The organism is Streptomyces sp. UH6 (assembly GCF_013421635.1).
In the GTDB taxonomy this organism is placed as follows: domain Bacteria; phylum Actinomycetota; class Actinomycetes; order Streptomycetales; family Streptomycetaceae; genus Streptomyces; species Streptomyces abyssomicinicus.
On the sequence record NZ_JACADT010000045.1, the window covers coordinates 1 to 15029 of the forward strand.

General features: G+C 72.3%; 9 protein-coding genes and 1 pseudogene. 7 read left to right on the forward strand and 3 right to left on the reverse strand.

Annotation, left to right across the window (positions count from 1 at the left end):
- From HW445_RS05460 to HW445_RS05485, 6 genes and pseudogenes are all read left to right on the forward strand, one after another.
- Window positions 1–225: pseudogene (locus HW445_RS05460) on the forward strand (phosphotriesterase-related protein); the annotation flags it as partial.
- Window positions 226–247: 22 nt separating this feature from the next.
- Window positions 248–1225 (forward strand): phosphotriesterase, encoded by a 978-nt coding sequence (locus HW445_RS05465; RefSeq protein WP_180219898.1) that lies wholly within the window; start codon window positions 248–250, stop codon window positions 1223–1225.
- A 2-nt stretch (window positions 1226–1227) separates the two neighbouring features.
- Window positions 1228–2355: an FAD-dependent monooxygenase gene (locus HW445_RS05470; protein WP_180219899.1), complete on the forward strand. Its 1128-nt coding sequence runs from the start codon at window positions 1228–1230 to the stop codon at window positions 2353–2355.
- Between the two features lie 3 nt (window positions 2356–2358).
- Window positions 2359–3285 (forward strand): alpha/beta hydrolase, encoded by a 927-nt coding sequence (locus HW445_RS05475; protein WP_180219900.1) that lies wholly within the window; start codon window positions 2359–2361, stop codon window positions 3283–3285.
- Between the two features lie 4 nt (window positions 3286–3289).
- The gene (locus HW445_RS05480; protein WP_180219901.1) at window positions 3290–4231 is read left to right on the forward strand and encodes an MBL fold metallo-hydrolase; all 942 of its coding nucleotides are present in this window, start codon (window positions 3290–3292) and stop codon (window positions 4229–4231) included.
- Between the two features lie 16 nt (window positions 4232–4247).
- Entirely contained in the window at window positions 4248–5984 is a 1737-nt protein-coding gene (locus HW445_RS05485; RefSeq protein ID WP_180219902.1) for a CocE/NonD family hydrolase, read from the forward strand.
- Between the two features lie 17 nt (window positions 5985–6001).
- Here HW445_RS05485 and HW445_RS05490 read toward each other — a convergent pair whose 3' ends face one another.
- The 3 genes from HW445_RS05490 to HW445_RS05500 all read right to left on the reverse strand — a co-directional run bounded on the left by HW445_RS05490 (window position 6002) and on the right by HW445_RS05500 (window position 12966).
- Window positions 6002–10636, reverse strand: a complete 4635-nt coding sequence (locus tag HW445_RS05490; protein ID WP_180219903.1) for a caspase family protein — start codon at window positions 10634–10636, stop codon at window positions 6002–6004.
- Entirely contained in the window at window positions 10633–11532 is a 900-nt protein-coding gene (locus tag HW445_RS05495) for an antibiotic ABC transporter ATP-binding protein (protein ID WP_180219904.1), read from the reverse strand. The genes HW445_RS05490 and HW445_RS05495 overlap by 4 nt, the downstream gene beginning before the upstream one ends.
- Before the next feature lie 165 nt (window positions 11533–11697).
- On the reverse strand, window positions 11698–12966 hold the full coding sequence (locus HW445_RS05500) for a hypothetical protein (protein ID WP_180219905.1): 1269 nt from the start codon (window positions 12964–12966) through the stop codon (window positions 11698–11700).
- Between the two features lie 323 nt (window positions 12967–13289).
- Here HW445_RS05500 and HW445_RS05505 point away from each other — a divergent pair, with 323 nt between their 5' ends.
- Complete coding sequence (locus HW445_RS05505; protein WP_180219906.1) at window positions 13290–14843, forward strand: DHA2 family efflux MFS transporter permease subunit; 1554 nt, start codon at window positions 13290–13292, stop codon at window positions 14841–14843.
- The last annotated feature ends 186 nt before the right edge of the window (window positions 14844–15029 follow it).

Sequence of the window (15029 nt, forward strand, 5' to 3'; positions counted from 1 at the left end):
GAGCGGGCGGCCCTGGTCGCCGGCCTCGTGGCCGCCGGCCTGGGCGGCCGCGTGCTGCTCTCCTCCTCGGCCACCGGCGCCGCCTTCGGACACCCGGCCACCGACGTCCCCTACGCCCATGTCCTGACGGACTTCGTCCCCGCCCTGCGCGGCCAGGGCCTCGGCGACGAGGACGTCCGGCGGCTGCTGGCCGAGAACCCCGCCGCCCTCCTCGCGGTGCGCTGAAAGAGAGAAGGCTGAAAGGCTTATGTCGCGAGTCAACACCGTCCTCGGGCCGGTCCCCGCCGAGGAGCTCGGCTTCGTCGCCGTCCACGAGCACATCGGGTACGGCATGCCCGGATCCGAACTCGACACCCGCTGGTGGAAGACGCCGGAGCAGCGCCACGAGGAGACCGTCCCCAAGCTGCGCGCGTTCCACGACCACACGCTGCCGTACGGCGGCGCCACCTTCGTCGACGCCACCGGCATCTGCAACGGCCGGGACGTCAGCTACTACCGGTCGCTCTCGGAGAAGACCGGCGTGCACATCGTCGCCTCGACCGGCTTCGTCGGCGGCGACACGGCGCTGCCGTTCTTCGAGCGCGCCGACGTCGACTACCTCTACCGCCAGTTCGTCCACGAGATCACCGTCGGCATCGGCGACACCGGCGGCCGGGCGGGCATCATCAAGGTCGGCGTCAGCCGGGGCTTCCGGATGAAGGAGCTCGACCTGCGGATCTACCGCGCCGCCGCGCGGGCCGCGCTGGAGACCGGCGTGCCGGTCTTCACCCACCTCGCGGTCGACGCCGAGCCCGCCGTCGAGATCTTCCGGGAGGAGGGCCTGCCCCTGCACCGGGTGCTCTTCGGGCACGCCGACGACGGCGTCAGCCAGGGCAAGGTGCGCGACCGGTGGATCGCCGAACAGGGCGGCCGGATCGGCTTCGACACCTTCGGCTACGACCTCGAACTGCCCGACCCGCCGTTCTGGGGCCGCCCCCGGCAGGAACGCCTGGACCACTTCCTCGGCTACCTGCGCGACGGCCTGGTCGACAGCGTTCTCGCCTCCGCCGACGCCAACTGCAGCCCCCTCGGCTGGCCCGGCGTCAAGGGCCACACCGTCAACTACCTCTTCGAGGTGCTGATCCCGGCTCTCCGCGAGCACGGCGTCGACGACGCCACGATCACCAGGATCTTCGTCGACCTGCCCGCCGACTTCCTCAGCATCCAGCCCGACCGAAAGCCGTGACCATGGACATCACCCACCTCGACATCGCCGTCGTCGGCGCCGGTTACGCGGGGGCCGCCGCGGCCAAGGCCCTCAGCGACCTCGGCGCGAACGTCACCGTCTACGAGCAGGCACGCCAGATCCGCGAGGTCGGCGCCGGCATCGGCCTGCGCCCGTCGTCGATGCACCAGTTCAACACCCGCGGCAGCGGCGAGGCCGTCAAGGCGGTCAGCTCGCCCAGCGACGCCTTCGAGATCCTCACCGCCGACTGCCACCGCATCGCCATCGAGGAGTGGCCGGAGAAGGACGCCTACGGCGAGACCACCCGTTTCATCCACCGCGGCGACTTCATCGACGCGCTCGTCGGCGTACTGCCCGAGGGCATGGTCGAGCTCGGCCACAAGCTCGAGAGGATCGAGGACAAGGGCGGCGAGGCCACCCTGCACTTCGCCAACGGCGAGAGCGTGAGGGCCGACCTGGTCGTCGGCGCCGACGGCATCCGCTCCGTCGTCCGCGAGCAGCTCTTCAGCGACCGGCAGCCCGTCTTCGCCGGGGAGCACGCCTACCGCGCCGTCATCGACGCGGCCGGCACCCACGGCATGGTCGCCGACGGCAACCTGCGGATGTACATCGGCCGCGGCTCCAAGGTCTACCTGCTGCCGCTGCTCCACCGCGGCCAGGTCTCCTTCGACATCACCGCCCTGCACACCGACAGCACCTGGGCGCCGGCGGTGACCAAGGAGGACATCCTCCGCACGGTCGAGGGCTTCGACGAGCGGATCGTCGAGATGACGCGCAACCTCGACATGGACACCGTCAACGTGCGGGCCGTCTACGACATCGACCCGGTCGACGTCTGGCACTCCGCCTCCGTCGTCCTCATCGGCGACGCCGCCCACGCGATGTGCCACCACCAGGGCCAGGGCGCCAACTCCGCCGTCCTCGACGCGGGCGCCCTCGCCGACGCGCTCGCCGCCGCCGAATCGGTGGAGCAGGCGCTGGCGGCCTTCCAGGCGCACCGCAAGCCGATCACGGACGAGTTGCAGCGGATCTCCCGCAACGGCTGGACCGAGGACGAGGTCAATGACGTCTTCCCGGGCCAGAAGCCCGGCCAGATCGGCGCGACGACCGCCACGACGACGGAGGACTGAACCATGCCGCTGCACCCCGAGATCGCGCGATTCCTCGCCACCCTGCCCGCCCCGCCCGAGGGCCCGCTCGACCCGGTCGCGATGCGCGCCGGCGACGAGGCGCACGTCGCCCCCCTCGCCGAGCGCCTGCCGCTGCACCGCGTCGAGGACCGGACCGCGCACACCGCCTCCGGTGACGTACCGGTGCGGGTGTACACCCCCACCGAGGCCGACGCCCACGGCGTGATCGTCTACTTCCACGGCGGCGCGTTCTTCCTCGGCAGCCTGGAGACCCACGACCACGTGGCGCGCTCACTGGCGAAGGAGACCGGGCTCACGGTCGTCTCCGTCGGCTACCGCCTGGCGCCCGAGGCCGCCTTCCCGGCCGGGCTCGACGACTGCCACGCCGTCGTGCGCTGGGCCGCCGAACAGGGCGAGGACCTCGGGTGGGACGGCACCACCCTCGCCGTCGCCGGCGACAGCTCCGGCGGCAACTTCGTCGCCGCCGTGGTGGCCAGGGCCCACGACGAGGGCTTCGACCGGATCACCCACCAGATCCTCTACTACCCCTCCCTGGACCTGGACTTCGACGAGGACCGCCACCCCTCGCTGCGGGAGAACGCCGCCGGCTACGGCCTGGAGACCGCGGGGCTCAAGCCGTTCAACGCCTTCTACCTCGGCAGCGGCGCCGACCCGGCCGACCCGCGGGTCTCCCCGCTCAAGCGGGGGGACCTCTCGGGGCTGCCGAAGGCCCTCGTCGTCACCGCCGAGTTCGACCCGATGCGCGACGAGGGCGAGCTGTACGGCAAGCGGCTGCGGGAGGCCGGAGTCGAGGCGACGGTGGCCCGCTACGAAGGCGCCGGCCACGGCTTCGTCCAGCACTTCTCCTGGATCCCCGAGTACCACGAAGTCTTCGCGCGCACCCGTGACTTCATCGCAGGGAAGGCCTGAGCGCATGACCCGCCCGGTCGACGTCCACCCCCTGGTCTCGCCGTGGGGACGGTTCGGTCTCTACAGCTTCTACATCGACGCACCCGAGCCGGCGATCGTCGACACCGGCATCGCCTCCTCGCCCGCCGAGGGCATGGCCCCGGCGCTGGCGGCGATCGGCCGGCGCATCGAGGACGTGCGCTGGATCCTGCTGACGCACGGTCACATCGACCACGTCGGCGGGGCCCACGCCCTGTGGGAGATGACCGGCCGCCGGGCGAAAGTGGTGATCCACGAGGCCGACGCCCCCATGCTCCGCTCGCGCAGGGCCCACGTCGAGGAATACCTCGCGGGGCGCGGGCGGTACCTGGCCGACCCCGAGGGGGAGGCCAAGGTGACGGCCGCCGCGAACGCCGTCATCTCGGGGGAGATGGAACCCTCCTCGCTGCTGCGCGGCGGCGAGTCCCTCTCCCTCGGCGGCGGCGTCACCGTCTCCGCGCACGCGACCCCCGGGCACACGCCCGGTTCGCTCGCCTACGTCCTCGACGGGCAGGGCGACGTGTTCACCGGCGACGCCGTCCAGGTCCACGGGGCCGCCAACGGCTTCCCCGGCTACACCGACCCCGCCGCCTACCGCCGCAGCCTGGAGCACCTGCGCGACGGGATCCGGCCCCGGCGCCTGTTCCTCGGGCACCCGTACCGCCGCGCCGACGGCACGCCCTACGGCGTCGCACTCGACGAGCGCGAGGCCCGGGAGGCCATCGGGCAGAGCCTCGCCGCCGAGGGCCGTGTCGCCGCGGCCGCCCGCCGCTGCCTGGAGGCCGGCCTGCGCGAGACCGGCTCGCCGTACTCCCCGTTCGCCCCGGTGGCCGAGGAGCTCGGCTACGCCGGCGACCCCACCCTCGAGCCGTCGCCGTTCTTCACCTCCCTGCACGGCTACCGCACGCAAGCCCAGCAGACCTCGTGACCCAGGAGCACCACCGATGACCGACACCCAGACCCTCCGTGCGGGCCGCCGGACGATCACCGTCCGCAAGGACCTCCGCGTCCCCATGCGCGACGGCGTCACGCTCGCCGCCGACGCCTACGCCGGCACCGACGACGCCCCGCGCCCCGCCCTGGTCGCCCTCAGCCCCTACGGCAAGGAGCTCCAGGCCCTCGCCCTGACCACCCCGCCGCAGCGGCGGCCCAGCCCCATGTGGGACGGCTGCATCGAGGCCGGCGACATCGCGCGGGTCGTGGAGGAGGGCTACGTCCACGTCATCGGCGACCTGCGGGGCTCCGGCGCCTCCGAGGGCGAGCACATCGGCAACTACAACGCCGGCGGCGTCCCCCTCGGCCAGGACGCCTACGACTTCATCGAGTGGGTCGCCGCCCAGCCGTGGTGCGACGGCAACGTCGGCATGATCGGCATCTCCTACTTCGGCTCCATGCAGGTGCTCGCCGCCGCCGAGCGGCCCCCGTCCCTCAAGGCGATCTTCGTCAGCGGCGGCCACTACGACTTCTACGAGACCACCTACCACGGCGGCGTCATGTGGTTCATGCCGCGCGCCGCCCGCGAGGGCCGCGGCGGAGACTCCGGCTGGGCCTTCACCGACGGCGTCAAGTCCCGCATGCTGGAGGCCTTCTCGCCCGAGGAGATCAAGGAGAAGGTCGCCCGGCGCCTGGCGGACCCGGACATCGCCGCCTGGCCCAACCTGGTCCACGTCCTGAACTACCCGAAGAACCACGAGGCCTGGTTCGACATCGTGATGAACGACGTCGACGGCGAGTGGTACGAGGAGCGCAACCCGGTCACCCTCGCGCCGGCCATCGACATCCCCGTCTGGCTCCAGCTCGACCAGGGCCGCGGCTGGACCCTGGACGGCACCATCGAGCTCTACCACCGGCTGAGGGGCCCGAAGAAGCTCGACATCGGCCCCTACCCGCCCATGCAGTCGCGCCCCTTCGTCGAGGAGCACGACAAGATGTTCCGCTGGTACGAGTACTGGCTCAAGGGCGTCGACAACGGGGTGATGGACGAGCCGGCGGTGACCGTCCACGTCGAGGGATCCCGGGAGACCGTCACCGGCGCGCAGTGGCCGCCGAGGCCGGTCGAGCACCGGCCGCTGTACCTGCGCCCGCGGGGCCGCCTCTCCGCCGAGCCCGAGCCGATGGCCGCCGAGTACGCCGCACCGGACGGCTTCTACCAGGCGCCGCTGACGGTCACCGACACGGTGCAGATGCTCCGCTGGTCGACCGCTCCCTTCACCGAGCCGACCGAGATGATGGGCCAGGGCGCGGCCCACCTCTTCGCGGAGATCGACCAGAGCGACACCAACTTCGTCCTGCGGATGTGGGACGAGGCGCCGGGCGGCAAGCGGCAGCTGATCACCAGCGCCTACCTCAAGGCCTCGCACCGCGAGCTGGACGAGGAGCGCACCACCGAGGGCGACCCCTACCACCCGCACACCCGCGCGGTGCCGGTCGAGCCGGGACGGATCGAGGAGTACGTGCTGCGGATCTACCCGTTCGCCGCGACGTTCCTGCCCGGGCACCGGCTGGTCGCCGAGCTCTCCAACGCCGAGCCGCTCGTGGACGAGCACAACTCCCTGCTGCCGCCGGACGCGTTCCACCTCCCGGTGGGCCGCCCGGTCACCCACAAGATCTACCGCGACGCCGACCACCCGTCCCGCCTGGTGCTGCCGTTCACGACGGCGCCGGCGGCGGACGCCGGCTGAGGGGGACCGGGTCCGCGTCAGGTGATACCGAGCACGTCCCGCCAGGCGGGGGAGAACCTGGGGCGCAGGAAGACGACACCCTGCTGGGTGCCCACGGCGAGGTCGAAGGCGGTGGAGCCGCGAAGCGGCACGAGAGCGGTGACCTGGGCGGGCAGCGGAGTGTGCCAGACCGTCTCGCCGCCGGCGAGGTGGCAGAGGGTGATTCCCCGGGTGCTGCTCACCGCCACGAGGGCTTCACCACTGGGGGCGGGCCCGGCCCACAGGATCTCGGACACCGGCAGCGGCAGCCGGGCAGGGCGGTCCGGGGCCGAAGCCTGCCAGACGATGACGGGCTGCTCTCCGTCCTCGGTGATCTCGTCGGCGATCGGGTACAGCAGTACCGGCGTACCGTCCGGCAACTCGGTCCAGCGTGCCCAGTCGTGGTGAAAACCGAGAGGGTCGGCCACTCCCGCCTTCTCCGCGGAGTGCACCACCAACCGACGGCCCGACTCGATGTCGATCACGGATGCCGAGCCGTCGTGGCGGCACTGCATCACCCACTTCGTCCCGTCGCGACCGTGATGGGGGAGCAGGTGGCAGACATCGGGGTCGAGCGCGACAGGGTCCCTCCGGTGCCACGTGCGCCGGGTGACGTTCCACAGGCGCGCCGAAGTCACGGTTGCCTCGTCCCCCGGCGGGCCGCTGACGTCGTACCCTCCCACGGTGGATTCCCACGGCAGCGCCGGCCTGGCAGCAGCCATCAGGACGACGTCTCCGGCGCCCGTGGCGAAGGCGGTCGCGCACACGGAGTCCCGGGTCGGGTCCACGCTCCACGGCAGATCGGTCCATTCGCCGTCGCCGTCCGGCGCGTCGAGAACCGTCACCCGGTTGAGCGCACCGTCGAACCCGACGAGGCGTGCGGGTGACTGCTCGCCCGCGGGCGGAATCAGCCATCCGTCCAGACAGGTGCCGACGTCTCCCTGCAGCCAGCTCAATTCCGTGCGCTCCGGGTCGCGGTCCGGCCGCAGCCGGTACCAGACGGCGTAGGCCGCCGGGTCGGAGGCGATGTCGGGCTCGTCCACTTCCGAGTACTGCCACGAAAGCAGGTGGAGTGTCCCGTCGCGGTCCTCGACGCATCCAGGGACACCAGGATGGGACGAAGCCGCCAGGGGCTCGACCGGGGAGTGTGACGGCGCCGGCTGTGCGGTGTCGGACAGGTCGGCGACCACGCGCCGGATGGCGCCGCCCGTCACCGCCGTCACCGCGTTCGGCCCACCCGGCCATGGGGCCAGCATCTTGACGAGCGGCAGCGTCGTCTCCGGGCGTGCACCGGACGGGACCGTCGTCGGCCCCTCCCGAGCAGCCCCCCACGGCCAGAGCCTGGCAGTGCCGTCGTTCCCGACGGTCAGGACGTCAGGGCCGTCGGTTCCCGGCGCGGGAAGGACATGGATCGCGCACACGGCGCTCTCGTGCCCGCGCAGAGGTGGGCCGACGGCGCGTCCGGTGGTGTGGTTCACCACCGTGAGGTCACCCCCGAAGCCGGTGGTGACGGCGAACAGCTCGTCGTCGTGCAGGACGGGCGCGTACACGATGGCGTTGCCGGCTCCGGTGACACGTCGAGGGGCCGCGCCGATCCGGAGGACGATCCGGGGAGGCGAGAGCGTGACGAGCACGGGGTCGCCGTCGCCGCCGTACGCGAAGGCGTACCTGTCCCACGAGTTGACGCGGCCCGGGGTGGCGGTCGTTCTCCCGGACCCCGTCTCGAACAGGCTGAGTCGCAGCGGTTCCTCGACGGCGGCCACGGTTCCTCGTGGACCGTGCACGCGGTCGCCGAGAAGGGGATGGTCCAGACCGTCGAGCAGGACGACGGGATCGCCCGGTTCCTCCAGGCAGTGCAGAGTGAGCCGGCCGGCTGCCCCGTCGCAGAGGAGGAGACGGGTGTGTCCGTCGGCGCCCACCGCAAGACACCCGGTTCCGGTGGCGAATTCGCCCCGGCCGTCCTCCCTTCTCGTCGTGCAGGCCACCTCGGCCAAGGGCCGCAGGTCCGGCAGCGACAGCGCAGCCACACGCTCGTCGTTGCCGCAGACGACGACCTGTGACCCGTCGGCCAGGTATCCCGCGTCGAACAGCTGGGTCCACCCCGTGTCGGGGAGCGTGCGGACAAGCGTCTGATCCGCCGCGTTCCAGCACTGGAGCGTGCCCGCCGCGTCGAGAGTGACGATCTCGGGCGGACGAGCCGCCCCCGCCAGCACCGTCAGGCCGCGTACGCGGGCAGCGATCGGCAACACCGTCGACTGCGCTGGGGAGTCGATCAGCCACGCGTGGACCACCGAGTCCCGCGGGGACAGCGCGAACACCGCGCGGCGCCCGTCGGGAAGCACGACGTCCCTGATCCTCCAGCCATGACTCAGGAAGCTGACGGAGTACCCGTCCCCGGCATGCCGCCCGACCACCCGGTGCGGGGTGATCTCACGGGGCTCCACGCACAGCCGTGCCATGGACGAGGACAGCCGTTCCGCCTCCCGGGCGAGCGGGTGCTCCCCGTAGCCGCGCGCCACGAACGCGAGCAGCGCCGCCCGGTCGAGGCGGGCCGGATCCTCGTCCCCGAGCAGGTAGAGATAGCGCTCCACCGCCATGGAGAGGGTCATGCGGCGCACCGCGTGCCGTACCGCCGGGAGCAGCGTGGACGGTTCGGCCTCGAGGACGTAGGCGGCGTCCTCGATCAGGTCGTCCAGGACGCCCCCGCCGGCGGCGTGGGTCGCCAGATGCCGTCGCACATACGGATGGGCGCGGGACCAGTCACGCTCCGGCACCAGCTCCAGCAGCGTGTCGACGAAGCACTCCTGGATGTCCGCGAGGTCCCTGCCCCGCAGCGCCCGGTCCTTGACGTAGTCCGTCAGCGCCTGGTGGTAGGCCCGGAAGACCCACACCCCGTCCACCCGGACACGGGCCAGGTAGGAACCGTCCTCCTCCAGCAGCGTGTCCACGTCCGCCTCGACGAGCGCGAGACCGGACAGACGCGCCGCGACCCGGACCCAGATCTTGCGCGGCAGCCCTTCACCCTCCCCGAACACGAGGGTGGTGAGCAGAGCCGCGGTCGTCTGCTGCCGCGCTGCCGGCACCCGCTGGAGGTACGCCTCGAAGGCGCCGCCCACGTCGGACGGGAGCTGCTCCGTCCAGCCGGGCACTCCCACGTCGATGACAGGGCTGCGCAGCAGCGCGCCGGCGGTCATCCGGGCGACGAGGAAGCACCGCCCCGCCCGGCGGGCCACCTCGCCCGAGACCAGGCGCGCCACCTCCGGGCGACCCGCGTACGGAGCGCCCCGGTCACGGAGGATCTTCTCCACGTACTCGGCCGCGTCCGTGTCCTCGGTGTACGCGTCGTCGTCGAGGTCGATGACCGGTGGCCGGTCACCCAGGTGGGGGAGCAGCTCACGCCGTGAACCCACCAGGAGGCGCACGCAGTTCACCGCCGCGAGCGGGCGCAGCAGTTCCCAGGCGATGCGGCGGGCCTCCGCCTTGTCACCGCCGGGACCCGCCTCGTCGAGGGAGTCCACCACCACCCGGAAAGGCCGGTCCCGGGCGGCCAATGCGGTGAACAGGGCCACCGGAGTCGTGGCCTGGACGTCCGCGGCCGCCGCGAGCCGCCCGACCACCGTCTCCAGGGTCAGGTGGTGGGCGTTGACGGAGACGTCCGCGTGGCCCTCGCGGACGAGGCGCCCCAGCACGGCCGACTTCCCCGAGCCCGGATCGGCCGTGACGACGAGGAGGCTGCCACGGCCCTCCCCGGTGAGACGGGCCCGCGCTTCCCTCAGCGCCCGGGCCCGGCCCGTGAAGTAGTCGCCTTCGTCGTGGACGTGCTCCACGCCTCGCCCTCGCGGTTCGAAGTGCGACGCCAGGTCCGCGGCGTCGCCCAGCACCCCACCGTGGGCCGCGATCTCGGCGTACGGGTCGAACGACGGGTTGTCGAAGAATGGCGGCGGCTCGGAATGGTCGACCGAGGAGCAGGCCGCCCGTTGCGGCAGGCCCTCCGCGACGAAGGCATGGTTGACGCGATCGGCGAGGACGCTGGGGGAAAGATACCGCTGCGACGGACCGTCGCCCTGCGCGCAGGCCTTGGCGAGTTCGGCGACGAACGCGCCGTCGTCGGCGAGGTCGCGGTGGCGGGCCGAGGCGAGCAGCCAGGTGCCCGCGCCGAAGCCGTCGTTACGTCCTCGGGCGGAGACGAGGGCGTTGGTGACCGGGGCGATCTCGCCGGTGGCCGCGGCGGCGTGGCAGGAGTCCACGACGAACAGGACGCTGCGCGCGGGGCTGGTGGCGAGGATCTCGGCCAGGTTGCGCAGGGACAGGTACGAACGCGGGTTGCCCGCAGCGCTGTTCGCGCAGGCGAGGCGGTACTGGCCGGACAGCGAACGGTCGCCGTGCCCCGCGTAATACACGACCACGACGTCATCGGCCGTCAGGTCTGCGGTGCGGCACCAGTCGGCCAGGGCGTCCTCGAACTCCGCCGAGGCGGGGTCGTACGACACGGCCCTCAGGATCCGCTCGTAGCCCATGGAGGTGAACAGCTCGACCGCCCGCTCCACGTCCTCGTGGGCGCCGGGGAGCTCCGACGCCTCGCGATAGCGGCGGGTGCCGGCCGCGACGAGGTAGCGCATCGCCCGGCCGCTCACCGGGGCGAGGACAGCAGACCGGCCACCACGGCCCGACCGGTCTCCACCGCCGTCAGGTACCGCGTCGCGTCGTGCATGTGGCTGCCGTTGCACACCGGCACGTCGGTCACCCACTCGCCGAACAGCGGGCGCAGTTCGCGCACGACGGACACGATGTCCGTGCTGTCGGCGATGTTGGTCCAGAACCGCAGGCCCTTGGGCCAGACGCCCCGTCCGCCCTCGGGAGCCGGGTCCAGCCGGTTCGTCACGAGCGCGCGCATACCGAGCGGAGAGCCCAGGGTCACCAGCACGCGGACGTCCCGGTCGCCGACGAGGCCCGGGTCGCAGAGCGTCTCGTAGGCGACGACGGACCCCAGGGAGTGGGCGACCACGACCCTCGTGTCCGCGGTGATGCGCGCGGCCACCCTGCTGCGGGCGGCCTGCCGGACGGTGTCGTCCGTGAGGTACCCGGCGAGTTGCTTCAGGCTGCCGATGAGCGCACGGTCCAGCACCCCGCGCAGACAGCGCGCGCCGGTCAGCGCGTCGAGTGCGGCGCGCACCGTGTCCAGCCGCAGGGCCTGTGAGGCGGTCCAGCCGGCCGGGCCACGGGTGCCGGCCCGGTCCGGGGCGGGTACCGCGGGGTCGACGCGTGCCGCCTCGGCCCACCACGCCATGAGGAGGGCGAACTCCTCGTCCGTCTCGACATCGCCCTCGTCATAGGGAAGGTCAAGCCCTGACCGCGTGCCGCGCGGGCGGAAAAGGTCGCCGTAGAACGCGATCGCCACTTCCTCGTAGGCGGGTACCGGTCCACCCGCCAGGCGTACGCCGCCGAGGAGTTCGGGGACGACGTCGCGTGCCAGCGAATCCTCGCTCGCGTACTGCTTGCCGACGCCGTGCACGAAGACGACCTTGCTCAACTGCCCTCCCACCGTGAGGGAACCAAGGCTACGCGTCGTCGACCGGGCAGGCATCGGACAGTCGGGAAGCGGGCCGGGACACGGTGGTCCGCCGGTCCCGTCCCGACGTGCCGGCACCGCCCCGCCGGTCTGAGGACGGGGAGGCGCCGGGCGGTCGTCGCGCTGTCACCAGTTCTTGTACCGCGTCTCGCCGAGGGCGCAGAAGGTGCAGCCGGAGCCGAGGAAGTCCCGCGTGCGGCGGAACTCCTCGTCGGCGAGGTGCCAGCGCAGCCAGGCGGTGATGATGTGCTGCCCGTTGCGCGTGGCGGCGATGTGGTCGGTGCCGTCCAGGACGTTGAGCCACACCGGCACGTCGGTGTTGGTGTAGTCGCGCTCCACGTTGGAGGTCGCGAAGTCGTCGTCACCGCCGATGTACAGGGCGGGGTTGCGGAGGGAGTCCGGCCCGTTGCCGTCGAAGGAGCCGCCGGCCACGTGGACGGTGGTCTCCAGCCGCGGGTCGTCGGCCACGTCGAACGTGCCGATCGAGCCGCGGGAGTGGCCGCCGAAGGCCACCTCGGAGGTGTCGACGTCCTGGTACAGCGGGTCGGCCGGGTCCGCGTTCCGGTCCTCGATCCAGTCCAGGGCGTCCACCATGTAGGAGCCGTCGCTGGAGGAGACCTCGCTGTAGACCACGAAGCCGTGCGAGGCCCACTGGCGCAGCATGTCCTCGTAGGCGGCCGGATCGGACCCCGCGCCCGGGCCCCAGACCAGCACCGGGTGGTCCACCCCGTCCCGCCCGGCGTCCGACGGGTACACCAGCCATCCGTCGTCCCCGGGCCCGGCGGTGGTGTCGACGGTCACCGCGTACGGCCCGGGCGCGGTCACGTCGCTCACCGGCGGCAGCGATCCGCCCGGGGGATCGGTCGGGCCGCCGCTCCCGCCGCCCGCCGCCCGCACGAGGACGTCGTCGACGGTCAGGGTCTCCAGGGCGCTGCTCGCTTCCAGCGTGAACCGCAGCCGCACGGTGCGTCCGTCGGCCGACGACGGCAGCGGGAAGGACGCCGCGCCCGAGGCGGTGCGCGCCGACTCCAGCGTGGTGAACGGGCCGCCGTCGACGGAGTACGCCACGGTGAAGGACTCCCCGAGGTCGAGCCCGGAGGCGGTCCGGGTGTACGACACCGAGATGCCGCTGAAGCCCGACAGCGCGACGGGCGCCGAGGTGAGTGTCGGGTCGGACAGCAGCGATCCGCTCATCCGGGCGGCGCCCGTGGCGGCGCTGACGGAGCCGGTGGAGGTGAAGGCGCCGAGCCCGCCGGAGAAGTCCTCGCCGAACACGGAGGTCGCGGCGGAGGCGGGGGAGGAGAGGACGCCGGCGGCGCCCGCGGCCACGACGCAGGCGGTCGCCGCGGCGGACAGGCGCAGGCGGCGGAGCAGGCGGCGGGTTCGAGTCGACATGTCTGCGTTCCCTTCGTTGTGCCGGCCGCGGGCACACGTGCTCCCGGTCGCCGGAGATCGTGCGGGAAGTCGGTCCACGTCGAGTCAACCGGGCCCGTCGGAAGGCGGAATCCGTGAAATCACCGGCACCGCGGCGTCCGACACCGGTCGATTGAAATTCATTCCTCCTACAAGCGGACAGTTGTTACCATCGCGCGGTGGCGAAGCCCGAGGCTCCCGTCGTCGCGGGCCTCCCGGAGGCCGACGCACCCTCCTGAACAGAGCTGTCGCTGGTGACCGCCGGTCGCACCGACGATCGGCTTACTGACAAGGAACCCTCTTCCGTGAGTACTGACACAGGCTCGCCTCCGGCCGGGCCCGCCGCCGGCGCCGGGGCGGGCGACAAGCTCGACCGCGGCGTCCTCAAGGTCGCCGGCGTCGTCGTCATCGGCGCCATCATGTCGATCCTCGACGTCACCGTGGTCAGCGTCGCCCTGCCGACCCTGCAGCGTGAGTTCGACGCGAACTACGCCACCGTCGCCTGGACGATGACCGCCTACACCCTGGCCCTGGCCGCGGTCATCCCGATCACCGGATGGGCCGCGGACCGGTTCGGCACCCGGCGCCTGTACCTGACCTCGATCGTGCTGTTCGTCGCCGGATCGGCGCTGTGCAGTCTCGCCTGGGACATCGGCCCGCTGATCGTCTTCCGCGCGTTGCAGGGACTCGGCGGCGGCATGCTGATGCCGCTCGGCATGACCATCATGACCCGCGCCGCCGGGCCGGAGCGCGTCGGCCGCGTCATGGCCGTGCTGGGCGTGCCCATGCTGCTGGGCCCGATCGGCGGCCCGATCCTCGGCGGCTGGCTGATCGACGCGGCCAGCTGGCAGTGGATCTTCCTGATCAACGTGCCGATCGGCGCGGTCGCCCTGATCGCCGCGTGGAAGGTCCTGCCCAAGGACACCGCGCAGCCGTCGGAGCCGTTCGACGTCGTCGGCATGCTGCTGCTGTCGCCGGGTCTCGCCCTCTTCCTCTACGGCGTCTCCACCATCCCGGAGGAAGGCACCGTCGCCGCGGCCAAGGTCCTGGTGCCCGGCCTGATCGGCCTGGTGCTCGTGGTGGCGTTCGTGCTGCACGCCCTGCGCAAGGCGAACGCGCTCATCGACCTCAGCCTGTTCAAGAACCGTCACGTGACCATCGCCGTGATCACGATGACCCTGTTCTCGGTCGCCTTCATGGGCGCGATGCTGCTGTTCCCCAGCTACTTCCTCCAGGTCCGGCAGGAGGACACCCTCGACGCCGGCCTCCTGCTGGCCCCGCAGGGCCTGGGCGCGATGCTGACCATGCCCATCGGCGGACGCCTCACCGACAAGATGGGGCCCGGCAAGCTGGTGCTGGCGGGCATCGTGGTGATCAGCGCGGGCATGGGGGTCTTCACCCAGGTCGGCGCCGACACGTCCTACGTCGTGCTGCTGGGCGCCCTGTTCGTGATGGGCATGGGCATGGGCGTGACCATGATGCCGATCATGTCCGCCGCCCTGAGCACCCTCACCGACCACCAGATCGCCCGCGGCTCCACCATGATGAACATCGTGCAGCAGACCGCCGGGTCGATCGGCACGGCCGTCATGTCGGTCATCTTCACCAACCGCGTCCTCGACAGCACCGCGGCCGGCGCGTACAGCGCCGTGGTCCAGGGCAAGGTGCCCGCCGACCAGGTTCCGCCCACGCTGCTCGAACAGGGCAGGTCGGCCCTGGCCGAGGCGTTCGGCAGCACCTACACGGTCGCGCTGGTCCTGATCGTGGCGTGCCTGGTCCCGGCGCTGTTCCTGCCGCGCCGCAAGTCCGCCGCGACGGACGGGCAGGCGCCCAGCGCCTCCGTGGCCGCGATGCACTGAGCATCCCGGGGCCACCGCGGGCATCCCGGGGCCGCCGTCGTACCGCACCCCGGTACGGCGGCGGCCTCCGCCGTCGCGGGCGGTGGCCGGACGCCGCGCCCCGGCCCGTGCGCGGGGGCGGGTCCGGTGGGCTTAAATGCCAGGTCGGGGCCGCAGTCGCGGCCACAACCGATAGCCTTGGCCCAT